The 22,952-nt window shown below is 64.3% G+C and carries 22 protein-coding genes; 16 read left to right on the top strand and 6 right to left on the bottom strand.

Going from position 1 to position 22,952, the window contains the following annotated elements; translation table 11 throughout:
* Positions 1 to 75: 75 nt before the first annotated feature.
* On the top strand, positions 76 to 1,650 hold the full coding sequence (ubiB, locus tag AC1DDS_RS11065) for a 2-polyprenylphenol 6-hydroxylase (RefSeq protein WP_477478948.1): 1,575 nt from the start codon (positions 76 to 78) through the stop codon (positions 1,648 to 1,650).
* A gap of 14 nt (positions 1,651 to 1,664) precedes the next feature.
* Here ubiB and AC1DDS_RS11060 read toward each other — a convergent pair whose 3' ends face one another.
* Together AC1DDS_RS11060 and AC1DDS_RS11055 are read right to left on the bottom strand one after the other, a co-directional pair.
* Positions 1,665 to 2,291: a hypothetical protein gene (locus tag AC1DDS_RS11060; RefSeq protein ID WP_477478947.1), complete on the bottom strand. Its 627-nt coding sequence runs from the start codon at positions 2,289 to 2,291 to the stop codon at positions 1,665 to 1,667.
* A gap of 107 nt (positions 2,292 to 2,398) precedes the next feature.
* Positions 2,399 to 3,793: a selenium-binding family protein gene (locus AC1DDS_RS11055; RefSeq protein ID WP_477478946.1), complete on the bottom strand. Its 1,395-nt coding sequence runs from the start codon at positions 3,791 to 3,793 to the stop codon at positions 2,399 to 2,401.
* A gap of 449 nt (positions 3,794 to 4,242) precedes the next feature.
* On the opposite strand from AC1DDS_RS11055, the gene AC1DDS_RS11050 reads away from it, so the two are divergent.
* The 5 genes from AC1DDS_RS11050 (at position 4,243) to coaBC (ending at position 10,559) form a co-directional block, all read left to right on the top strand.
* On the top strand, positions 4,243 to 5,268 hold the full coding sequence (locus AC1DDS_RS11050) for a hypothetical protein (RefSeq protein WP_477478945.1): 1,026 nt from the start codon (positions 4,243 to 4,245) through the stop codon (positions 5,266 to 5,268).
* Positions 5,269 to 5,712: 444 nt separating this feature from the next.
* On the top strand, positions 5,713 to 6,801 hold the full coding sequence (locus tag AC1DDS_RS11045) for a helix-turn-helix transcriptional regulator (protein WP_477479018.1): 1,089 nt from the start codon (positions 5,713 to 5,715) through the stop codon (positions 6,799 to 6,801).
* Between the two features lie 95 nt (positions 6,802 to 6,896).
* Positions 6,897 to 8,219 carry a calcium-binding protein gene (locus AC1DDS_RS11040; RefSeq protein WP_477478944.1) on the top strand — a complete coding sequence of 441 codons (1,323 nt, stop codon included), beginning with the start codon at positions 6,897 to 6,899 and terminating at the stop codon, positions 8,217 to 8,219.
* A gap of 158 nt (positions 8,220 to 8,377) precedes the next feature.
* Entirely contained in the window at positions 8,378 to 9,178 is an 801-nt protein-coding gene (locus AC1DDS_RS11035) for a potassium channel family protein (protein WP_477478943.1), read from the top strand.
* Between the two features lie 166 nt (positions 9,179 to 9,344).
* Positions 9,345 to 10,559: a bifunctional phosphopantothenoylcysteine decarboxylase/phosphopantothenate--cysteine ligase CoaBC gene (gene coaBC, locus AC1DDS_RS11030; protein ID WP_477478942.1), complete on the top strand. Its 1,215-nt coding sequence runs from the start codon at positions 9,345 to 9,347 to the stop codon at positions 10,557 to 10,559.
* A 48-nt stretch (positions 10,560 to 10,607) separates the two neighbouring features.
* Here the strand turns inward: coaBC and AC1DDS_RS11025 are convergent, their stop codons facing one another.
* Positions 10,608 to 11,429: a class II glutamine amidotransferase gene (locus tag AC1DDS_RS11025; protein WP_477478941.1), complete on the bottom strand. Its 822-nt coding sequence runs from the start codon at positions 11,427 to 11,429 to the stop codon at positions 10,608 to 10,610.
* A gap of 278 nt (positions 11,430 to 11,707) precedes the next feature.
* On the opposite strand from AC1DDS_RS11025, the gene AC1DDS_RS11020 reads away from it, so the two are divergent.
* The 6 genes from AC1DDS_RS11020 (at position 11,708) to AC1DDS_RS10995 (ending at position 16,987) form a co-directional block, all read left to right on the top strand.
* Positions 11,708 to 12,619, top strand: a complete 912-nt coding sequence (locus AC1DDS_RS11020; protein WP_477478940.1) for a pirin family protein — start codon at positions 11,708 to 11,710, stop codon at positions 12,617 to 12,619.
* A gap of 167 nt (positions 12,620 to 12,786) precedes the next feature.
* Complete coding sequence (locus AC1DDS_RS11015; protein ID WP_477478939.1) at positions 12,787 to 13,464, top strand: FadR/GntR family transcriptional regulator; 678 nt, start codon at positions 12,787 to 12,789, stop codon at positions 13,462 to 13,464.
* Positions 13,461 to 14,753, top strand: coding sequence for a CynX/NimT family MFS transporter (locus AC1DDS_RS11010; protein WP_477478938.1), 1,293 nt, complete (start codon positions 13,461 to 13,463; stop codon positions 14,751 to 14,753). The genes AC1DDS_RS11015 and AC1DDS_RS11010 overlap by 4 nt, the downstream gene beginning before the upstream one ends.
* A 159-nt stretch (positions 14,754 to 14,912) precedes the next feature.
* Complete coding sequence (locus tag AC1DDS_RS11005) at positions 14,913 to 15,317, top strand: GFA family protein (RefSeq protein ID WP_477478937.1); 405 nt, start codon at positions 14,913 to 14,915, stop codon at positions 15,315 to 15,317.
* A 192-nt stretch (positions 15,318 to 15,509) separates the two neighbouring features.
* Entirely contained in the window at positions 15,510 to 16,145 is a 636-nt protein-coding gene (locus AC1DDS_RS11000; RefSeq protein WP_477478936.1) for a DUF1326 domain-containing protein, read from the top strand.
* 14 nt (positions 16,146 to 16,159) lie between these two features.
* Positions 16,160 to 16,987, top strand: a complete 828-nt coding sequence (locus AC1DDS_RS10995; protein WP_477478935.1) for a DUF2182 domain-containing protein — start codon at positions 16,160 to 16,162, stop codon at positions 16,985 to 16,987.
* Positions 16,988 to 16,996: 9 nt separating this feature from the next.
* Here the strand turns inward: AC1DDS_RS10995 and AC1DDS_RS10990 are convergent, their stop codons facing one another.
* Positions 16,997 to 18,580 carry a peptide chain release factor 3 gene (locus AC1DDS_RS10990; RefSeq protein WP_477478934.1) on the bottom strand — a complete coding sequence of 528 codons (1,584 nt, stop codon included), beginning with the start codon at positions 18,578 to 18,580 and terminating at the stop codon, positions 16,997 to 16,999.
* A 100-nt stretch (positions 18,581 to 18,680) separates the two neighbouring features.
* Here AC1DDS_RS10990 and dut point away from each other — a divergent pair, with 100 nt between their 5' ends.
* Both dut and AC1DDS_RS10980 read left to right on the top strand, forming a co-directional pair.
* On the top strand, positions 18,681 to 19,151 hold the full coding sequence (dut, locus tag AC1DDS_RS10985; protein WP_477479017.1) for a dUTP diphosphatase: 471 nt from the start codon (positions 18,681 to 18,683) through the stop codon (positions 19,149 to 19,151).
* Positions 19,148 to 20,038, top strand: a complete 891-nt coding sequence (locus AC1DDS_RS10980) for a GNAT family N-acetyltransferase (protein WP_477478933.1) — start codon at positions 19,148 to 19,150, stop codon at positions 20,036 to 20,038. The genes dut and AC1DDS_RS10980 overlap by 4 nt, the downstream gene beginning before the upstream one ends.
* A 25-nt stretch (positions 20,039 to 20,063) precedes the next feature.
* On the opposite strand, the gene AC1DDS_RS10975 is transcribed toward AC1DDS_RS10980, so the two are convergent.
* Positions 20,064 to 20,504, bottom strand: a complete 441-nt coding sequence (locus AC1DDS_RS10975) for an Lrp/AsnC family transcriptional regulator (protein ID WP_477479016.1) — start codon at positions 20,502 to 20,504, stop codon at positions 20,064 to 20,066.
* 124 nt (positions 20,505 to 20,628) lie between these two features.
* Here AC1DDS_RS10975 and AC1DDS_RS10970 point away from each other — a divergent pair, with 124 nt between their 5' ends.
* Entirely contained in the window at positions 20,629 to 21,525 is an 897-nt protein-coding gene (locus AC1DDS_RS10970; RefSeq protein WP_477478932.1) for a DMT family transporter, read from the top strand.
* A 66-nt stretch (positions 21,526 to 21,591) separates the two neighbouring features.
* Here the strand turns inward: AC1DDS_RS10970 and AC1DDS_RS10965 are convergent, their stop codons facing one another.
* Positions 21,592 to 22,110: a Dps family protein gene (locus AC1DDS_RS10965; RefSeq protein ID WP_310411733.1), complete on the bottom strand. Its 519-nt coding sequence runs from the start codon at positions 22,108 to 22,110 to the stop codon at positions 21,592 to 21,594.
* Between the two features lie 194 nt (positions 22,111 to 22,304).
* Between AC1DDS_RS10965 and AC1DDS_RS10960 the strand changes: the two genes are divergently transcribed.
* Positions 22,305 to 22,922 carry a LysE family translocator gene (locus AC1DDS_RS10960; protein WP_477478931.1) on the top strand — a complete coding sequence of 206 codons (618 nt, stop codon included), beginning with the start codon at positions 22,305 to 22,307 and terminating at the stop codon, positions 22,920 to 22,922.
* Positions 22,923 to 22,952: the final 30 nt, after the last annotated feature.

Below are 22,952 nucleotides of genomic sequence, written 5' to 3'. Positions count from 1 at the left end.
CGTCACGTCGACCGCCTCGCTCCTCTCGCGCCGCGCGCCACGCATCCGCGCCTCCGACGCCCGCGGTGGCCGCGCATGACCACGCCTGCCGCCTATTTCCGCCTGGCCCGCGTCGGCTGGGTATTATTGCGCGAAGGCGTTGTCTCGGAGCTGCCGGTGCAGGAAATGCCGCCCTCGGCGCGGTTCCTCTCGAAGGTCGCCGGCCTGTTCGCCCGCCGCCGCTCGGCCAAGGAAGGCCGCAGCGCCCGGCTCGCGCACGCGATCGAACGGCTCGGCCCCTCCTACGTCAAGATGGGTCAGTTTCTCGCCACCCGGCCGGACGTGGTCGGCGTCGCCATCGCCGACGACCTTTCGGCGCTGCAGGACCGCATGGCGACCTTCCCGATGGCGGACGCCGTCGCCACCGTCGAGGGCTCGCTCGGCCGTCCGGTTTCCGACCTCTATGTCAGCTTCGGCGAACCGATCGCCGCCGCCTCGATCGCCCAGGTGCATCCGGCGACCGTGCGCGACGCGACGGGCGAGCGCCGCGTCGCCGTCAAGGTCATCCGTCCCGGCGTGCGCCAGCGCTTCACCCACGACCTCCAGGCGATGTACGCCGCCTCGCACCTGCAGGAGCGCTTCCTGCCGCAGACGCGACGGCTGAAGCCGGTCGAGGTGACACGCACGCTCGAGCAGACGACGCGCGTCGAGATGGATCTGCGGCTGGAGGCCGCCGCCATCTCGGAGCTTGGCGAAAACACGAAGGACGATCCCGGCTTCCGCGTGCCTGTTGTCGACTGGGAGCGCACAGGGCGCGACGTCGTCACCATGGAATGGATCGACGGCGTGAAGATGTCGGACATCGAGGGCCTGCGCGCCGCCGGCCACAACCTCGACGCGCTCGCCGACACGCTGATCCAGTCCTTCCTGCGCCACACGCTGCGCGACGGCTTCTTCCATGCCGACATGCACCAGGGCAATCTGTTCGTCGATGCGCAAGGCCATATCGTCGCCGTCGACATGGGCATTGTCGGCCGGCTCGGGCACAAGGAGCGCCGCTTCCTCGCCGAAATCCTCTTCGGCTTCATCACCCGCGACTATGTGCGGGTGGCGAACGTGCATTTCGAGGCCGGCTACGTGCCCGCGCGCCACGACGTGTCGAGCTTTGCGCAGGCGATCCGCGCGATCGGCGAGCCGATCCATGGCCAGCCGGCCGAAACGATCTCGATGGCGAAGCTGCTGACGCTGCTCTTCGAGGTGACGGAACTGTTCGACATGGAGACGCGCACCGAGCTCGTCATGCTGCAGAAGACGATGGTCGTCGTCGAGGGCGTGGCGCGCACGCTGAACCCACGCTTCAACATGTGGAAGGCGTCCGAGCCCGTCGTCGGCGGCTGGATCCGCGACAATCTCGGCCCGAAGCGCATCCTCGCCGACCTGCGCGAAGCCGCGCATGCCGCTCTGCGGCTGGCCGAGGCCGCACCCGAGATCGCCGCCAAGACCGAAAAATTCTCCCGCGACCTCACCGCCATGGCCGAGAACGGCCTGCGCTTCGACGCAGCCACGGCGGAGGCGATCGGCAAGTCCGAGGCTCGCCACGGCCGCTCGGGTCGGATCGCCCTCTGGGTGATCGCGGCGGCCCTCATCTATATTGCCTGGGTGGTCGGGTAGCGATTGCCGTCGCGCTACCATAGAATCAGCATCGCCCCCGTCAGCAGCAGCACCGCGCTCCAGACGGCATCGACATTGACCCAGGCGCTGCGCAGGATGCCGAGCCCGACGAAGCGGTAGACGGCAAGCGCGGCCAGGCCCATGGCACAAAGCATCGCGCCGGTGTGCACGGCGACTGCCGCCAGCATCGCCGCCGTGCTTCCGCCGCCCGCCGCCGCCAGCGGCGAGGCCGCAAGGCAGATCGGTGTCAGCGCCGGCAGCACCATCAGCCCGGCGCCGTGCGCGGTCGCCATCAGGAAGGACCAGAGCGCCAGCCCCGCCAGCCCCGTCGTCATGCCGACACGCACGCGCTGGCGATGCCCGAACAGATAGTGCCAGGCGGCCCAGGCGACGAGGACCGCGCCCGTCGCCGTCCGCACCAACGTCGGATCGACGAACAGGCCCGCCATGACGACGGCTCCGACGACCAGTCCGACCGAAGCCGCATGGCCAAGGGCGATGACCGGCAACGCCCCCACCACCGCGGCCGCGCTCTGCCGGTGCAGGCCGAGCGCGACGGCGAAGAGCCAGCCCATCGCCGGGTTGAGGCCGTGAAAGGCCCCGAGCCCCGCAAGCAGCAGCCATGGCCACAGAGCGTTCATCGCCAGCTTCTCGCTTTAAAGCGTGACGCGCAGATACGCTTGTCACGCTTTAGGTTCTTTCGCATGTCCTTGTCCCGAAACCGGTTCCCACTTTCGGAAGACATGCTCTAGGGGTAGCAATAGGAGTCCGACGAGCAGTCGCCGCCCTGCAGGCGAACCTGGTGCGGCCGGTGCGACTTCGGCCATTCGACGAAGAACTTTTCGTCGAAGGCGATGCCGCCGTCCGGCCCCGCGTCGAGCTTGACCATCCAGCCGGTCAGGCCCTCGGGATAGAACTGCTCGTCGATCGCGCCATAGAGCGAATTGGTGAAATAGACGCGCCGGCCGTCGCGACTGATTTCCACCATCTGCGGCCCGCCGTTCAGGCCACCGTTCTTCGCACCCGGATGGGACGCGCGCGAGACGATGCCGCCGATCCGCACCTTGCCCGTCTGCTTCGGCTTGAACGGATCGGAGACGTCAAATTGCAGCAGGTCGCCGGTGCCCCAGCAGGAGACGTAGAGAAACCGGTCGTCCATCGACAGGTCGATGTCGGTGACGAGCGGCGGTACCGCCTTGAAGCCCTGCAGCATCGGCGGCAGCTGTTCCGGATCGGCCGGCTCGGCGGGAATGTCGATCACCTTGGTGACCGCCCACTTGTCGCCGTCGCGATGCCAGACCCAGATTGAGGAGGACAGATCCTCCAGGCACACCACGGAATTGACGAAGCCATAGGCCTTGGTCGGGTCGTGCGCCGGGCGCAGCTCGAACACCAGCTGGTACTTGTCACCGAGATCGATCGTCTGCAGGTGCTTTCGCTTGTGCAGGTCCCAGAAATGCAGCCGGCGCCCGTATTTCGCACCGAGCAGGATTTCCGGGACGAGGCCGTTTTCGAAGGTGTCGGGCGTCCCCCATTCGCTGGTGACGAGGGTGTCGTGGCCGAGGTGCCACCAGACATCATAGGAAAGCTCCTGCGGCCCGCGGTCCATTTCCCACTGCCCGCGGACCTCGAACGTCTCGTGATCCATCAGGAAGACGCCGCCCGGCGCCTTTCCCTCGCGATTGCCGAGCGCTGCGACATAGATGCCCTCCGGGCCGCAGTGAATGGTGTGGGGTCGCGTGTAGCCGGCCCGCTCGGCCACCTCCCCCGGCTCAATCACCTTGACGATCGCCGGCCTGCGGCCGTCCGGCTTGGTGTCGAGGATGTGGATGCGCGACGATTTCAGCCCCGGCACGACCAGGTAGCGCCGTTCGGCGTGCGGATGCGGCGCGTTGGGGCAGAGGCAGGAGGAGCAGGCGTTCCAGCCGAAATGGTGCAGTTCGTCGCCGACATTGGGCATCGGAACCGTGTGAACAATCTGCCCGTAGGTCGCCGAGGCGGGATCGACGTCGACGACGTCAAGTTCGTCCGGAACGGCCCGCGTCGGGTCGAACGCAGCTACATAGGCCAGCGTCTCGGGTGCGGCTTTCATCGCCATGCGCGGCGAGGGATAGAAGCTTGGATCGGGTTTCCACGTGACCATGTGAGGGCCTCCTGGCTTCGCGTTTGCAAAACAACTGGAATGCCGACTGTCCGCCGCTCCGGCATTGCGGGACGGCAGGATCAGCGATGCTTCAACAGGATACCGGGATGCGTCCTGAAGGCGCGCCTGGGCGCCGGGATCTCCCACTTGCGATTGTCTCAGATTAGCGCGGCCTTCGGCAACCTTTTTCCGCGTTCTGGCGGAAGCCTCGCAGCGCCGGTGTCGTCGCGACCGCCAACTGTCCGACTGCTTTCTTCCTTGCAGACCCGCTATCTTCAAACTCGCTAAAATTAACAGCTTCATATTATCGAATTGATCGCGGTTTAAGGAGCAGGCTTCGGCTCGTCGCGATCGGCCCGGCACATCGCCCGGCCTGCCACAAATTTGGCAATAAATGCAGCTCCAATGCCACCGGGGCGTGTAACAAAAGTGATTCGGAGGAATGCGCCATGCGCAGAATCAGTAACCTCGCCCTCGCGGCTTGCGTGTCCGCAACGCTTGCCGCCGTGCCGGTCGGTCTCGACCTGAAGGATCCATCCAAGCTCACCACCGCGTCCGCCTTCGCCAAGGAAGGCAACAATGGTGGCGGTAACAGCGGCGGCAATCGCGGCGGCAGCGACAAGAGCGGCGGTAAAAGCGGCGGCAGTGACAAGAGCGGCGGTAGCGACAAGGGCCGCGGGGGCGACAAGAGCGGCGGCAAGAACACTTCCGCACGGGGCAAGTCCGAAACCGCACACGCGCGGGTCGACACCAAGGAAAAGAAGGATCCGATCGCCAGGGCGTTCGGCAAGCTCTTCGGCAAAGATGACGCCAAGGGAAAGACCAAGCTGGCGTCGGTGGAAAAATCCAAACCGTCCAAGTCGGTCGGGAAGGCGACAAGCCCCACCACGACGACCGCCAAGCTGAAACAGGCGCAGGCGGAAAAGCCGCTGTCGGCCAAGCTTGGCAGCCTGAATTCGCTGAAGCGCAACTACCACGCCTACATGAATTCGCAGGATCCGCGCATGGCCGCAATCCGCGCCTATGTGACGGCCTATGCACAATTCGAGCTGGAAAACGGCGTCGACGCCGTGCCGGTCGATCCGGCGCTGAGCGACGAGGCCCTGAGCGCCGCCCTGCTTTCGGCCGCCAACAAGAACATCAATACGGCGCTGCCGGGCGAACCGGCGGTTGTCGATCCGCAAGTGATGGACTGGGCGAAGGGCGTTCTCGGCGTCGGCCCCTCGGTCGGCAAGATCGATCAGGTGCGCGAGGAACTGGCATCCCGACAGCCAACGGATGTGGTCACCGAGCCGGACACCGAGCAACCGACAGACGTCGTCGAGCAGCCGACCGAACCCGACGTCGAACAGCCGGCAGACGTTGTCGAGCAACCGACCGAGCCCGACGTCGAACAACCGACGGATGTCGTCGAGCAACCGACCGAGCCGGGCACCGACCTGCCCACGGAAACCGAACAGGCGGCCGTCGAATAGCACCGGCCTATGCCGGTCATCCGGCTGTAGGCGGGAACCACGGACCACCAAGGCAGGGGCGCAAGCGCGCCCCTGTCGTTTTTTGCCGGACGCGCGAACTGCAAAGCCAAATCTCGCCGCGATCACCTTGATTATCGCCTGACCGGCTTGGGATCAGGCATTTGGTTGCCCGACGATCTCAGCGCCCCGGTGCTGCCGGAGCCGTTCGGCAAGCAGATGCGCCGTATGCCGCCTCCTTGTAGGCGACGATACTTGCTGACACGTGCCAACCAGTTCGATCGTCTGGGCCTCGTCAATTTGATTGTCGACCACACTTCATTTCAATTTAAAGTAAAGTCGCGAATCTGGCGTGGCTCTGACGGGCTGTTCGCGTGATCGCTACGTTGGACGTCAGGAACCCAAGAGCGCAACACGCTTCTGCGGAGGGGAGAAGATTTGAGAGATGTGAAAGGACGGACAGATGAACTGGTTGCGACGATCTACGCGGCGCTGCTGGGGGAAACAAGCTGGCAGAGCTTTCTGGACGAACTGAACGGCGCCTCTCCCGGGGCGCTTTCCACCCTGTTTTTTCATGACATGCGCGCGAACGCCGGGGCCATGGCCTACGTATCCGGATCGGAGGGTCGCGAGAAGGCTCTGGGCGACTATGAAAGCTACTACAGCAATCTCAATCCGTGGATGAGAAAGGTCGCTGTAACTCCAATCGGCAGGGGTATCATCGGTGAAGCGATTGTGTCCCGCGACGAATTCAATCGAAGCGAATATTATAATGACTACATTCGCCGCAACGGACTTGAGACCGGCCTCGGCCTGACCCTGCACAGGGACAACGCCTGCTACTTCCTGTTGAGCACGCTGACAGACGACAAGGATGTTGACCGCAACCTTGCCCGCGCCGACACGCTCACGCAGATCGCGCCACATTTGAAGCGGGCGTTTCGTTATTATCGCTCCGGTGAGTTCCACGCCGCAGCACTGGATCTCGGCGAAGGCGTCGGCGATGCCAGCGGTCTGGGACTGATCGTCGTCAATGACGATCTGAGGGTGGTGAGGGTATCGGCTGCAGGCCAACAGGTGCTTGCTGCCGGTGAGCCGGTTGGCCTCGATGTGATGGGTCGGATACGATTCCAGGATCGTGACCTGCAGATGTCATTGCAGGCCATGTTTAATCACGGCCGCTCCGGGCAGACGACAGAGGTCACTTACGCGCCGCAACCCGGTATGCGCTTCATACGGTTTGGCGGAAGCCGGGTGCTGCAGTTTTTCGCGGGACCGATGGTCGCTATTCTGATCGGCGACACGCGCGGCAATCTGAAACCGACCCTTCTGGAGATCGCCGCTTCATACGGGCTTTCGCTTGCCGAAACGCGGGTGTTCTCCGAGATCGTGGCCGGCCTGAGCATCACAGAAATAGCCCGAAATGCCGGCGTCAAACGCGAGACGATCCGTTCGCAGCTGAAATCCATCTTCACCAAGACGGGAACGACGAGTCAAAAGGACATCATACGGCTGGCCGCGGGGATCTCTCGATAAGCAGAGCCACGCATCCCCCGATCGGGGGATGTGTCGTCGACCGTTATGCAATCTAACGCAGCGATCGACGCGGCTTTGCTCTGAGAGGATTGCAGATGGGGCAGATTTCATCGAACGTGGAAATAGAACTGAATGGCTCTTCGAGTTTTTCGATCGGGGCCGATGCCTATTCCTGGAGTGCTGATCGCCATCTCCTGATCGCCGACGTCTGGATTCCGCTCAACGCGACGGCACGCACCGCAACCTTTGCCCTTGCCGGCTCCGATTGGGGCATCGCGCTCCTGCGCGTTTCCGGCAACGCGAACGCCGTCATCAACGACGCCACCACCGGTGGAGACAGGTACATCGAGCACATCGCCCTGAGCAACGCGGGCGGCAACACGGTCAATCTCAACAAGGCGCAGGTAGGCGTCATCACCGGCAGTTCCGGGATCGACAAGATCACCGTCGGCGCGACATTCGTCGGAGCCCTGCATCTTGCAGGGGGCAATGACACCGTGGTCACCAAAAGTGGCTTTGTCGAAACCATCAACGTTGGTGACGGCAACAATTTCGTCACCGTTGGCGCTGGTGGTGCGGGCGTCGTCTTCGCCGGGAAAGGCCAAGACAATATCGTGGTCGCCGGAGACGTGGACAGCCTCCTTGCCGGTCACGGAAACGACACCATCAAAACGGGCGCGGGTTGGGTCGGCACGATCGACGCAGACCGGGGTAATGATACGGTCGTGCTGGGCAGCGGCGGCGCCAACTATGTCAGCCTCGGACGCGATGCTGACACGATCAAGCTCAGCCGCCTTGCCGACAAGACCATGACTGTGGTGATCGACGGCGGCTCCCAGGTTTCCAGTTCGTCGTACAAGGATTTCGACACGGTCGACTTCTCCGCTTTCGCCTCGAAGGTAACGGTCGGCCTCAACGGTGCCTATACCGTCAAGTCCGGCTACGGTAACTTCCTGATCCGGAACTTCGAAAACGCCACCGGCGGCCAGGGCAGCGACACACTTACGGGCAACAGCGGCAACAATGTTCTCAAGGGCGGCGCTGGAGACGACCGGATCGAAGGAGGCCTCGGCGCCGACAAGCTCTACGGGGGCACCGGTGCAGACACATTCGTCTTCAGATCCGTCAAGGATTCGACGGTATCGTCTCCCGGTCGGGACACGATCTACGACTTCAGCAGGTCCCAGAAGGACAAGATCGATCTTTCCGTGATCGACGCCAGCAGCAAGGGCGCCGGCAACCAGGCTTTCGATTTCATCGGGACCAAGAAATTCACGAAGACCGCCGGTGAGCTGCGCTACGAAAATAAGAACGGCGACACCTTTGTCTATGGCGACGTCAACGGCGATGGAAAGGCCGATTTCTCCATCATGCTCGACTTGAGCCTGGCGATGCGCAAGTCGGACTTCATCCTCTGAGGTCAAGACGCATTGCGCTCAGGCCCTCGATGCCCGGGAGCGCCGGGGGCCGCACGCCCGGGTAATCGGATCCAACGACATCCGGAGCGAGGTAACCGAGACCCGCGCATCCCGGCGGGCCCGCTTGACCGGGATACGGCGACGGCTAGATTGGCTGCATGGCTGAGCGACGGAACATTGACGAGGCGGCCGTGCCGCTGATGGCAGCACTTCGCCGTCATCTGCGCAGTCTCTACTATGGCAGCCATCCGCGCGCGCTGGCGTTTCAGTTCGCCATGATGATGGTGGACCTCGCCATCATCGTCTTCTTCCTGATGGGACCGTACCTGCGCGCCGGCAACGCCTATCTGCTGGTCGACTACGCCGTCACCGTCATCATCGCGCTCGAGCTGGTCGCGCGCATGCTGGTGGCGCCGAGCCTGCGCTACTGGCTCGGCCGGCCGATGACCTGGGTCGACCTCTTTATCCTCGCCACCCTGCTCTTTCCCAACCAGCTCGCCAACTTCGCCTTCCTGCGGGCACTGCGCATCTGGGCGATCAGCCAGAGCCGGCTGTTCTCGCTGATCCTGAAACGGCGGGGCTACAGCGAGTACGAGGACACGATCCAGGCCTGCATCAACTTCCTGATCTTCCTGTTTATCGTCACCGGCTTCGTCTACTCGACCTTCTTCTATGGCGAGCACGTCAGCGGCTTCATCGATGCGCTGTATTTCACCGTCGCCACCGTGACGACCACGGGTTTCGGCGACATCACGCTGCCGGGCCCGCTTGGCAAGCTGACCTCGATCGTGACGATGATCATCGGCATCTCGCTGTTCGTGCGACTGGCGCAGACGATCGTGCGCCCGCCCAAGGTTATCTTCCCGTGCCCGCAATGCGGGCTGCGTCGCCATGATGCCGATGCGGTTCATTGCAAGGCCTGCGGCTACCTGCTGAACATTCCCGACGAGGGCAACTGATGGCGAAGCGCATCGCCCCTCCCGGCCTGCCTTACGAGGCAATGCTTCACGATCGGCCAATCCGCGACCTTGTGGAAATCCGTTCCCGTTTGTGCGGTTATGCGCTAGGAACCTCGCTGCCCCTGCCCCGACGGCGGGGCCAGATCGCCATGGATGGAACCGGCTCATGACCTTGAAGGACAAGCGCATTCTTCTGATCATCTCGGGCGGCATCGCCGCCTACAAGAGCCTCGACCTGATCCGCAGGCTGCGCGAGCGTGGCGCGACGGTGGTGCCGGTCATGACGGCCGGCGCGCAGCAGTTCGTCACCCCGCTCGCCGTCGGCGCGCTGTCATCCGGCCATGTGTTCACCGAGCTGTTTTCCCGCGAGGACGAGCAGGACGTCGGCCATATCCGCCTGGCGCGCGACTGCGACCTCGTCGTCGTGGCGCCGGCCACCGCCGACCTGATGGCGAAGATGGCGAACGGCCTGGCCGACGACCTCGCCTCGACCGTGCTTCTGGCGACCGACCGCCCGGTGCTGATCGCGCCGGCGATGAACCCGAAGATGTGGACGCATCCCGCCACATTGCGCAACGCCGAGACGCTTGCCGGCGACGGCATCCGCTTCGTCGGGCCGAATGCGGGCGAGATGGCCGAGGGTGGCGAGGCGGGGCTCGGACGCATGGCCGAACCGCTGGAGATCGTTGCCGCCATCGAGGCGCATCTGGACGGCGGCCCGAAGCCGCTTGCCGGCAAGAAGGCGGTCGTCACCTCCGGCCCCACGCACGAGCCGATCGACCCGGTGCGCTACATCGCCAACCGCTCCTCCGGCCGGCAGGGCCACGCGATCGCCGCCGCGCTCGCGAAGCTCGGTGCGGATGTCACCCTCGTTTCCGGTCCGGTCGAGATTGCGGACCCCGCCGGTGTCACGACGGTGCATGTCGAGCGGGCCGAGGAGATGCTGGAGGCGGTCGTCGCAGCGCTTCCCGCCGACATCGCCGTGATGGTCGCGGCCGTCGCCGACTGGCGCGCCGCTGCGGCCGGCGCGCAGAAGATCAAGAAGAAGCCGGGCGAGGCCCCGCCGCCGCTGCAGCTTGCCGAGAACCCGGACATCCTGAAGACGGTCGGCCATCATGCCCAACGCCCGAAGCTTGTCGTCGGCTTTGCCGCCGAGACGCAGGACGTGGAGGCGAACGCGCGCGAAAAACTGAAGCGCAAGGGCGCCGACCTGATCGTCGCCAATGATGTTTCACCGGAAACCGGCATCATGGGCGGCAGCCGTAACAGCGTCAGGATCGTTTCCAAGGACGGCATCGACGCCTGGCCGGACCTCTCCAAGACCGATGTCGCCACGCGCCTGGCGGCGCTGATCGCCGAAAGGCTCGCCTCCCTGCCGTGACGCACCGCCCCATCGGCTACGATCCGCCGCGTCTCCCGGCGCGACGCGTCAGCCGACGACGGCGAGTTCCTGGTCTTTGGCCTGCGCGGCGCGGCTGTCAGGCGCGAAGAGCTGCACGTCGATCCCGTCCTCGCCGAGCACGACGGCGCTGCCGTCGGGGATTTCAACCCAGGCATCGGTGTCGTCGTTGAGCGGCTCGGAGACGAGGCAGTAGCCGCCCGTCCGGTCCATCGGCGCGGCATACAGCGTCGGGGCGCGGAAATCGGTGGCGTATCGCACGGCATAAAGGGTGCGTCCGTCGGAGAAGGCGGCGGTGAAGCGGACGAGGACCTTGCGATCAAGCTGCGCCGCCAGCCGCTCGACCAGACCGATCGTCTCGGCCATGGCGGCGAGCGGGTCGCGTTCGAGGCCGAACTGCATGGCGAGCAAAAACAGCAACTCCGAGTCGGTCGCACCGGTGCGGGCGGCATAGAGGTCATTGTCGAGCATCGACTCCATCGGCCGGCGCAGGTGCTCGAAATCGGCTATCTGGCCGTTGTGCATGAACGACCAGGCGCCGTGGACGAAGGGATGGCAGTTGTCGCGCCGCGTGCCGCCGCCGGTTGCCGCGCGTACATGGGCGAGAAACAGCGGCGAGCGAATCTGCCGGGCGATGCTCTTCAGGTTGCAGTCCGACCAGGCCGGCAGGATGTCGCGGTAGCGCCCCGGCTCCGGCCGCTCGCCATACCAGGCAATCCCGAAACCGTCGCCGTTCGTCGCCGTCTTCGCCCGGGTCGCGCAATGGGACTGCTCGATCAGCGAATGGGCGGGCGAGGAGACGAGTTCCTCGAGATAAAGCGGTTTACCGCGATAGGCTGCCCATCGGCACATTGGCTTCACTCGCTTTCTGCCGGCCTTCCGGCCGAAAGGTGGACGAACGCATTGACCCGGTGCTCGGAGCAGAATCATCGAAAAAAGGTAAAAATGCGTTAACGAAAGTAAACGGGCCGGAAACCATATGCGCCATTCTGGACCGGTTCCGTCGCCATTTCCGCACCCTGCGAGAGGGCGTTTGGTGAACACTGCGTTTCAGTCGTCCACAATTTCTTACCCGTCCGAGCCGCACTATATTCGCCTGCAAGTGATGAACCATTGAAAGGACCCCTTGCATGTCCATACGCCCCGTCAAGCACGAGAGCATCGCCCGCCCCGCCATGGAAGGCGCCGGCGTCAAGCTCCATCGCGTCTTCGGCTTCGGTGACCCGTCGATGACCGACCCCTTCCTGATGATGGATGACTTCCGCAACGACGATCCCAACGACTACATCCGCGGCTTCCCCTGGCATCCCCATCGCGGCATCGAGACGATCACCTATGTGCTCGCCGGCACCGTCGAGCACGGCGACAGCCTCGGCAACCAAGGCACCATGGGCGCCGGCGACGTGCAGTGGATGACCGCCGGAAGCGGCATCCTGCACCAGGAGATGCCGAAGGGCGATTTCGCCGGGCGCATGCACGGCTTCCAGCTCTGGGCCAACCTGCCGTCGTCGCTGAAGATGACCGCGCCGCGCTACCAGGACATCAAGTCCGCCGACATTCCGGTGGTCGTCGACGATGACGGCACGGCAGTGCGCATCATCAGCGGCGACTTCTGGGGCAGGAAGGGTCCCGTCGACGGCATCGCGGCCGAGCCGGTCTATCTCGACATCTCGGTTGCGCCGGGCCAGAAGAAGACGATTCCGATCGACACCTATCGGTCAGCCTTCGCTTACATCTTCGCCGGCTCCGGCACTTTCCGCGACGCCTCGAAGCCGTTCGGCGTCAAGGTCGAGAAGGAGTACCAGGGCGAGGAGCTGAACATCCGCGATCTCTCCGGAAACCGCACGCTGGTGGTCTTCGACACCGGCGACCACGTGACGGTGCAGGCAGGCGAAAAGGGCATCCGCTTCCTGCTCGTCACCGGCAAGCCGATCCAGGAACCGGTCGCCTGGCATGGACCGATCGTGATGAACACGCGGGAGGAATTGCAGCAGGCGATGCGCGAGCTGCAAAACGGCTCCTTCATCAAGCCCGCACATTGACTGGCCTTATTCGTTCCTGCCTTGACATGTCTTGAGCGGCAAGGCCGGCCATAAGCCCGAAACCAACGAAAAGGGTCGCACGCGGCCCTTTTCTCTTTGGTGGGCAATTGACCGATCCGCGCAGCATCTCTATTCATCGAGTCATCTGATGACTTGATGAATGTGCTATGGAATCGGTGCACCGAAGCAACCTCGCAGAAACCGCAGCTGCGGCGATCCGCAAGGAGATCGTCGCCAAGCAATGGCGCGTTGGCGACCGGCTGCCGAACGAGGCCTCGTTGTCGGCCATGCTGGCGGTAAGCCGCGGAACGGTGCGCGAGGCTGTGCGCGCCCTTGCCGCACAGGGCTACCTCGAAACGCGCCAGGGCTCTGGCACCTATGTGCTCACGACGGTCGATCCCGCACCCCGTATGAGCGTGGCGCGGAGCGCAAGCCTCCGCGACCAGTTCGAAGCACGTCTGGCCCTCGAGGTGGAAGCAGCCCGCCTTGTGGCTCTCCGCCAGACGCCCGAGATTATCGCGAGGCTTCGTACGCTTCTCGCCCGCCGCGGCAACTTCGACGGCACGGATCGCGCGGGATTCATCGAACGTGATCTTGCTTTCCACAAGGCGGTAATCGCTGCTTCGGGCAACCGGGCGATGGTCGAGATCTACGAGTTCTTCTCGCAATCGATCGCGGAAACGATCGAGGCCACGCTGGGCGACGACCTGCCCGAGCCCGACATGCAGGCCCACGCCGACATCGTCGACGCCATAGAAACCGGCGAGCCCGAAAAGGCAGATGCCGCCGTGCGACGCTTCATGCACCCCATAACTGCCGCTCTCGATCAAATGGCGAAATCATGAACCTACATCTCAAGGACGCGGACACCACCGTGGAGGATATCGACCGCCAACTGATCGACGCGGAAGCGGACAGCGTTCCGCCGCCTGCGCCGCCAGCAACGGGCAACGGCCTTTCCCGCGTCATTCTCGGGGCCAGTCTCGTGCTGATCGCATTCAACCTGCGGCCAGTCTTTTCCAGCGCCTCGGCACTTCTGCCGGAGATCCGCAGCACGCTGCAGCTTTCCCCACTCGGCGTGAGCCTGCTGACCACCTTGCCGGTTGTCTGCCTCGGCCTGTTCTCGCCGATCGCAGCACGCCTCGCGCAGAGGATCGGCAGCGAGCGCACGCTGCTCGCGGTTCTCTTGCTGCTGGCGCTGGGCACCGCCCTGCGCGGACTATCCTCGATCCCCCTCCTCTTCCTTGGAACGGCGCTCGCCGGCGCCTGCATTGCCGTTGGCAACGTCCTCCTCCCCGGACTGGTAAAGCGCGATTTTGCCGACCGCACGGCTTCGATGACCGGCTTGTACACAATGGCCCTGTGTGGCGGCGCTGCCGCCGCCGCCGGACTTTCCATCCCCGCCGCGCAGGCGTTCGGAGGCTCGCTGAATGCTGCGCTGGCGATCTGGGCCGTCCCCGCCGTCATCGTCGGCCTGATCTGGCTTCCCCAGGCGATGTCCGTCGACCGGGCCGGACGGCGCACCGGTTTCCGGGTCGAAGGTCTGTGGCGCGACCGCCTGGCGTGGCAGGTCACGCTTTTCATGGGCTTGCAGTCCGCCCTCGCCTACTGCGTTTTTGGCTGGCTGGTGCCAATCTTGCGGGAGCGCGGGCTCGATGGCGTCACCGCGGGCGCCATCGTCTCGATGTCCGTCATGGTCCAGTCGGCGGCCTGCATCGTCGCACCGCAGATCGCTGTCCGAGGCAAGGACCAGCGGCTGATCCACGTGGCGCTTTGCGCCATTGCCGTGATCGCCCTGCTGGGCCTCCTTTTTGCCCCGCTGTCGACCGCATGGTTCTGGGCTGCGCTGCAAGGCGTCGGCCAGGGTGGATTGATCGCCGTCGCAATGACCGCAATCGTGCTTCGCTCGCCCGATGCGCATGTCGCCGCGCATCTCTCCGGCATGGCGCAGTGCGTGGGCTACCTGCTTGCTGCCGTCGGCCCGCTGATCGTCGGCCTCATCCACAGCTGGACGGGAAGCTTCCAAGCCAGCGCGGTTCTCTTCGTGCTTCTCGGCGTCGGCGCTGCCATCCACGGCTGGGGCGCCGGACGAAAGCTTCATGTCGGCGCCAGAACCGTGAGGATCGACGATTGACGGCACGCCGAGCCAATGGCTTGGCGCAGGGCAGCGTCGGAGGCGCGGGCAATGCCGATAAGCAATCGCAAGGCGCGAACGGCGTACCTCCTCAGGCCGACGCATTGAACTGATGGTCCCTCGACCTATCCTCCTCCCCATGCTTGACGGGAGGATGGGATGGAAATCGACGGCCAATGCCACTGCGGATACATCACCTACGAGGCGGAGATCGAGCCCGAAGTGGTGTCGATCTGCCATTGCAGCGATTGCCAGCGACTTACCGGCTCTGCCTATCGCGTCAGCACCGTTGCCGCACACGAGGATTTCCGCCTGACGAGCGGCGAGCCCTCGGTCTACGTGAAGATCGGCGAAAGCGGCAACAGGAGCCTGCAGTATTTCTGCCCCCGCTGCGGCTCGCCGTGTTATCGGACCGGAGAAGGCGATCCTCCGGATGAGGTGACAATCCGCCTCGGCACGATCAACCAGCGTCGGGCATTGGTGCCGACGATGCAGATCTGGTGCAGCTCGGCATTGCCGTGGGTCGAGGAGCTGAGACATTTCCCCAAGCGGCAAAAGGATTAGCGCCTGGACGCAAGCGTATCGACGCTTCGACGCGGCGTGATCATTGCGTCGCCACGCCGTTTGGTAACGCGCTCAAGCCGCAGTCTGTGCTGGCAAGGCCTGCTCTTACAACTCCTTTGCTGGACAAGCAGAAGGCGCAGGTATTTAATCAGCGCCTTCTAATATTAACATTCCCGGGCATTGGAGGGCGTCATGGCGAGCGTCAAATGGAAACTCCAAGGACGTGAATTCATTCAGTGCAATTGTGCCTATGGTTGTCCCTGCCAGTTCAACGACCTTCCGACGCATGGCGATTGCCAGTCGGCCGGGGCAATCGACATCGAAAGCGGTTTTCATGGGGACACCAGGCTCGACGGGCTGCGGATCGCAATGATCGCGACCTGGCCGGGCGCGATCCACGAGGGCCACGGGCAGTGCGTGCCGATCATCGACGAACGCGCCACGCCGGAACAGCGCGACGCCCTGCTCCGCATCATGAGCGGCCAGGACACTGAGCCCGGCGCCACCTTCTTCGCCGTCTTCGCCACGACCTTCGACACGGTGCACGAACCGGTCTACGCGCAGATCGACTTCGACGTCGACGTCGACAAGCGGACGGCGCGGATCGGAGTTCCAGGATGGATCGACGCGCGTGGCGAGCCGATCCTCAACCCGGTAACAGGTGACAAACACCGTGTCCGACTCACCATGCCGCAGGGCTTCGAGTTTGATACCTGCGAAGTCGGCCGCGGCTGGGCGGAAATCAAGGGCCCGCTGACGCTGTCGCTCGCCGACAGCCATGCCCATTTCGCCCGCCTCCACATGACCGAAACCGGGGTCGTCCACTAGGCTCAGGTGAGGCCATGGCGCCTTCGGCATTCGACACGGTCCTCAGGCGAGACCGCACCATCGTTGCCCTGTGCCTTGCAGCGATCTCGGCGCTTGCGTGGCTCTACCTTCTCTCACTGGCTCGGTTGATGGGCGGCATGCCGATGGATGGCATGGAAGCCATGCCGGGGATGGACATGCCCGGCATGGCGGCGACGGTGGCAAGCCGGCTTGCCTGGAGCCCCGGCGACGCCGCACTCGTGTTCACCATGTGGTTCGTGATGATGGTCGGCATGATGCTGCCGTCCGCCGCGCCGATGGTCCTTCTCTATGCACGGGTCGGGCGGCATGCAGAGGCGCAGGGCATGCCGTTTGCTGCAACCGGCATCTTCGCCGCCGGCTATCTCGCGGTCTGGCTCCTGTTCTCGCTCGCCGCCACGTTCGGCCAGTGGCTGCTGGAGCGCTCACTTCTGCTGACACCGATGATGGAAAGCCGCAGCACCGTCCTCGACGGAGTGCTGCTGATCGTCGCCGGCGCCTACCAGTGGACCCCGCTGAAATACGCCTGCCTTTCGAAATGCCGGGCTCCGGTCGCTTTTCTGCAGGCGACCGGCGGCTTCCGGCGCGATCCGGCCGGCGCCTTTGCCATGGGCGTACGCCATGGTACCTATTGTGTCGGCTGTTGCTGGCCGCTGATGCTGCTCTTGTTCGTCGGCGGGGTGATGAACATCCTCTGGATCGCAGCGATCGCGTTCTTCGTTCTGGCGGAAAAGCTCTTGCCCCGCGGCGACCGGATCGGACGAATCGCCGGCGCGCTTCTCGTCGGCGCCGGCGTCTGGTTCATCGTCAGGGCGCTTCAGTGACCCTCGACATCACGCCGCCTTGGCGACGTGGTACTCCTTGATCGCGGCCATCTTGATCGCCGGATAACGCTCATGCTCGTAGCGCAGCGAGAACGCGTCCTGCGCCAGGAACACCGGATCGCCGTCGAGGTCGCGAGCGATATCGCCGCGGCGCACGGTGACGAACTTTTCCAGATCGGCCGGATTGTCGGCGGAGATCCAGCGGCAGACGGAGAAGCGCGACATCTCGAAGGAAACCGGCAGGCCGTACTCCTGCTGCAGACGCTCCTTCAGAACGTCGAGCTGCAGTGCACCGACGACGCCGACGATCGCGGGCGAACCGTCCTCCGGCGAGAAGAGCTGAACGACGCCTTCTTCCGCCATCTGATGCAGCGCTTCCTTCAGCTTCTTTGCCTTCATCGCGTCCTCGAGCCGGACGCGGCGCAGGATTTCCGGCGAGAAGTTCGGAACGCCCTCGAAGACAAGCGCCTCGCCTTCGGTCAGCGTGTCGCCGATGCGCAGCGTGCCGTGGTTCGGGATGCCGACGACGTCGCCGGCATAGGCCGTATCCGCCAGTTGCCGCTGCGAGGCGAAGAAGAACTGCGGCGCGGAGAGCCCGAGCTGCTTGCCGGTACGCGCAAGCCGGGCTTTCATGCCGCGCTCCAGCTTGCCGGAGCAGACGCGGGCAAAGGCAATGCGGTCGCGGTGGTTGGGGTCCATGTTCGCCTGGATCTTGAAGACGAAGGCCGTCATCTTGTCTTCCGCCGCATGCACGGTGCGGGTGTCCGCTACCTGGTCGCGCGGCGGCGGCGCATAGGCGCCGAGCGCGTTGATAAGATCGCGAACGCCGAAATTGCGCAGAGCCGAGCCGAAGAAGACCGGCGTCAGGTGGCCTTCGAGGAACGCTTTCTTGTCGAAGGGCTTGCAGGCCTCGATCGCCAGCGTCAGTTCTTCGATGAAGGCTTCGCGCTCGTTCTCGGGCAGGCGATGCGACGCCATTTCCGGGTCGTTGACCTTGGTGAGGCGTTCCTGCGTGTCTGCACCGCGCACCTCGTTGGTGCCCAGATGGTAGGATCCGCAGAAGGTCTTCGAGCGGCCGATCGGCCAGGTGACCGGCGCGCAGTCGAGCGCCAGCTTCTCCTCCACCTCGTCGAGGATCTCGAAGACGTCGCGGCTCTCGCGGTCCATCTTGTTGATGAAGGTGATGATCGGGATGTCACGCATGCGGCACACCTCGAACAGCTTCAAGGTGCGCGGCTCGATGCCCTTGGCGGCGTCGATGACCATGACGGCCGCGTCGACCGCCGTCAGCGTGCGGTAGGTGTCGTCGGCGAAGTCCTCGTGGCCGGGCGTGTCGAGGATGTTGAAGACATTGCCCTCGTACTCGAAGGTCATCACCGAGGTGACGACCGAGATGCCGCGCTCGCGCTCGATCTTCATCCAGTCCGAACGGGTCTGGATGCGGTCCTTCTTCGCCTTGACCTCGCCGGCAAGCTGGATCGCGCCACCGAACAAGAGCAGCTTTTCTGTGAGGGTCGTTTTACCGGCATCCGGATGCGCAATAATTGCGAATGTGCGGCGGCGGGAGACCGCCTCGGCGAGACTTTCGGCCATGCTCTCTGAATTTCCTGTTGATCGCGCGCCTTCTACTGGTTTCCTCGGCGATTTGCAAATTGACGGAGGAAACCCGCGGACGGTTTATGCATTCATGACCATGACCAAAGCGACCGCCATTCCGACCCTCAATCTTGTCCGCCTGCCGCATGGCGACGGCCTCGACCTGCCGACCTATGAATCCGCCGGCGCGGCGGGGATGGACCTGCGGGCAGCGATCAGCGAGGGCGACCGCTTGGTGATCCGTCCGGGCAAGCGGGTATTGGTGCCGACCGGCTTCGTCTTCGAAATCCCCGCGGGGTACGAAGGGCAGGTCCGGCCACGCTCCGGGCTCGCCTTCAAGCACGGCATCACCTGCCTCAACACGCCCGGCACGATCGACAGCGACTATCGCGGCGAGGTGCAGGTGCTGCTGATCAATCTGGGCGACGAGAAGTTCGTCGTCGAACGCGGCATGCGCATCGCCCAGATGGTGATCGCCCCCGTGGTGCAGGTGGCGGTGCGAGAGGCCGCAATTGCCGGCGAGACTGGTCGCGGCGCCGGCGGCTTCGGCTCGACCGGCGTGCAATGAACGACCGCACCGGCTTGATCCATCGCGAGGACTTTTTCGCCGATCCCGCCGGGTGGGCCGCCTTCAAGGATCTGCTCGATGACGTGTTCGGCATCGATCTTGACCCGCTCGACCGGCTGGGCGGTCCAGACCCCAGCAGCATGCCGTCGGCCTATTTCGATGCGGGCGGACGGTGTATCGCCAACTTCACCGCATTTTCCATGCCGCTCATGATCGACGGGCGGATGGTGAAGGCGGCCGGCCTGCAGTCCGGCGCCGTGCGGACGGAGTATCGCGGCCGCGGGCTGTTCAGGGACCTCATTCGTCGCACCCTCGAACGCTGCGATGCACACGGTTTCGAGGCAGTTTCGCTCTACACCGACAAGCCGGCCCTCTACGAGCGCTATGGATTTGCGATCGTGCTGGAGCACCGCTTTCGCGGTCCGGCGCCGCAAATTCCGGACGGACCGCCATCGGCGCGGGCGATCGACCTCGGCCATGCGGATGACCTCGCGCTGGTTCGGCGTCTTCTGGCGGATCGCGTAGCGGTTTCACAGCGCTTTGCCGTCACGCAGCAGTCCACCATGTTCCTGCTGAACGCCGCGATGCTCGACGGACTAAAGCTAAGCCACTTGCCGGAGCAACATTCGATCGTCGCCTGGCGCGATCGGGAAGATGGCACCTTCGAACTGCTCGACGTCGTCGCCGCGCAGCTCCCTGCACTGACCGCGATCCTGCAGGCGCTCGGCATCCGACCGGCAAAGGTCGACGTGGCGTTTCCGCCCGACAGACTCGACTGGCAGGGCGAGGCGGTAGCCGAAGAGGGTGAACTGCGGTTCATGCTGCGCAGCAAGGCCGGCCCCACGCTGTCAGGACCCGGTCGGCTATCGCCAATGGCCGAGTTCTGATCGCCACGGGCCCCTGAGGCCGCGGCTACGGCAACAGTCCCGGCAGCCGCCGCCTGACGGGCGTGGCCTTCACCAGCGAGGTGTTCGTCTGCGCCCGTTCGGCGATGCCATCGAGCAATGTGTCGAGCTCCTCCATCGAGCGCAGGTAGAGCCGGACAATAAAACAGTCGTCGCCGGTGACCTTGTCGCACTCGACGCATTGCGGCATCTCCTGGATCAGGCGCTCGACGATATGCAACTGGCCGGGCAGCGGGCGTACCCGCACGATCGCCTGCAGCGAATAGCCGAAATGCTGTGGATTGACGTCGATGGTGAAGGCGTCGATGACGCCGCGCTCCTCCAGCTTGCGCAGCCGCTCGGCCACACTCGGGGACGACAGCTCCGTCGCTGCGGCCAACTCCTTCAGCGACAACCGGGCGTTCTCCGCCAGAAGCAACAGAATGCGCCTGTCTGTATCATCCATAATCATAAATCCGCTCAAAACGCCTAAGATTATGAAGCGATGATAGCATATACCCTAATAAACTCCATGGAGATCTGATACCGCGTCTCATATTCTTCGCACATCACATTGAAGGAGACACAGCCCCATGGACAAGACAATCCGCACCGGCTCGATCGAAATGACCGCCGCCATGCTGATTTCCGGAACGATCGGCTGGTTCGTGCTGGTCTCCGGCCAGCCGACACTGAACGTGGTGTTCTGGCGCTGCGCGATCGGCACGGTCGCCCTTGCCGCCATTTGCGGGGTCCTCGGGTTGTTGCGCCCCGGTTTGCTTACGCGGCGACGGTTTGCCCTTGCCGTCCTTGGCGGCGTCGCGATCGTCGCCAACTGGCTGCTGCTGTTCGCCGCCTATCCGCTGGCTTCGATCTCGATCGCCACCACCGTCTACAATACCCAGCCGTTCATGCTGCTGGCGCTCGGCGCGCTGTTCTTCAGGGAGCAGATCACGGCGGCCAAACTGTCCTGGCTGGCGTTGTCCTTTGCCGGCATGGTGGCAATCGTCCAGGCCAAGCCGGCCGGCGATTTCGGCGGCGCCGACTACGCTCTCGGGATCGCGTATTCGCTCGGTGCCGCCTTCTTCTACGCGCTGGCCGCCATCGCCGCCAAGGGGCTGAAGGGCACGCCGCCACACCTGATCGCCCTGATCCAGGTTGCCACCGGCGTCGTGATGCTGCTGCCGTTTGCCGATTTTTCGGCGCTGCCGTCGTCCCCTGCCGCCTGGTCGAGCCTGGCAACGCTCGGCATCGTCCACACGGGACTGATGTATGTGCTGCTCTACGGGGCGATCCAGAAGCTGCCGACCCATCTGACCGGCGCACTTTCCTTCATCTACCCCGTGGCGGCGATCCTCGTCGACCGCGTGGCCTTCGGCCATGCCCTGCAGCCGATGCAGGTTGCCGGCGCGGCCGTGATCCTGGTTGCGGCGATGGGCATGAATCTCGGCTGGTCGCCGGCGCGCGTGCTGCGGCGGAACGCCAGCTAGGCGGAGAGCAGCGTCCCTGCGCCTGCTGCCGACGGCGCACCTTACATTGACCCACGAACGGTCCTGCTACTTGGCCTGCCGCGTCGTTTCGAACAGGAACCAGGTGCGGCGCTCGGCCTCGTCGATCCAGTTCTCGAGCAGGCTTGCGGTCGCTACGTCGCCGTGCTCGTCGCACAGACCATGCGTCTCGCGCAAAAGCGAAACGAGGTGCTTGTTGTCCTCCAGAAGTTCGGCCAGCATGTCTTCCGGGGTGACGTAGTCGGCATCGTTGTCCGGGATCCGCTGGAGGCGCGCGGCGTGGCCGATCGAGCGCAGCGTCGTGCCGCCAATCTTGCGGGCACGCTCGGCGATGTCATCGGTCGTCGCGAAGATTTGCTCGGCCTGCTCGTCCAGCAGCAAGTGATAGTCGCGAAAATGCGGACCAGACACGTGCCAGTGGAAATTCTTGGTCTTCAGGTAAAGCGCGAATATATCGGCGAGAAGCGCCGTCAGCGCGTGCGAAATGTCGGTGATCGCGTTCGAGGCGAGACCCGAAGGCGTCTTCAGGGGCGCGAGCCTGCGTTTTTCGGCTGAGGTCGGCGACATGCGGTTCCTCCTTTTGAGGACGGGTAAAAGACGTCGATCGGCGCGACGAAGCTCTGCCTATCCCGGCAAAGCCGTGCTTGCGGCGGCGATGGAGAAGCTAGAGCGGCGCGCCCGATCGTCAACCGCGCGTCTCGACGACCGGCTTGAATGCGCGTCCGTACAGGCGTAGAGATCGCGCGAAACCGAGGTATCTCATGACACTTGCAGCCTTGCTTGCCTACAGCGGCGCGCTCTTCATCGCTGCGGTGATCCCGGGTCCGGGCATCACCGCCATCGTCGCGCGTGCGCTCGGCTCTGGCTTCCGCGAAACCTTCTTCATGGGACTCGGCCTGATCCTCGGCGACATGATCTACCTGACGGCCGTCATCCTTGGCCTGGCCTTCATTGCCCAGACCTTCACGACGGCGTTCATGGCGATCAAGATCGCCGGCGCGCTTTATCTCTGCTACATCGCCTGGAAGCTTTGGACCACGGGTCTGGTGCCGCAGGAGATCGAAGCCCGCCGCTCTTCCAGCATGGCCATGTCGTTTTTGTCCGGACTGCTTTTAACGGCCGGCAATCCCAAGACGATGCTCTTCTACGTGGCGCTGGTGCCGACACTGATCGACCTCGGCGCGATCGGTCTCGAAGACTACGGCTTGCTGCTCGGCGCGACCTTCATCGTGCTCCTGGTGGTGCTCATTCCTTACATGGCGCTGGCATCGCGCGCCCGAACGCTTCTGAAGGGGCCGAGCGCCCTTCGGGGCCTCAACCGCGTGGCGGCAGGCATACTGGCAAGCACCGCAGCCTACATCGCAACCCGCGCAGCGTGAAATAAAGATCCGTCTTCAACCGCATTGGAA

Source organism: Mycoplana sp. 10N416, assembly GCF_056394765.1.
Note: the sequence above shows the minus strand (reverse complement) of the source record. Positions and strands in the feature narration are given on the sequence as shown.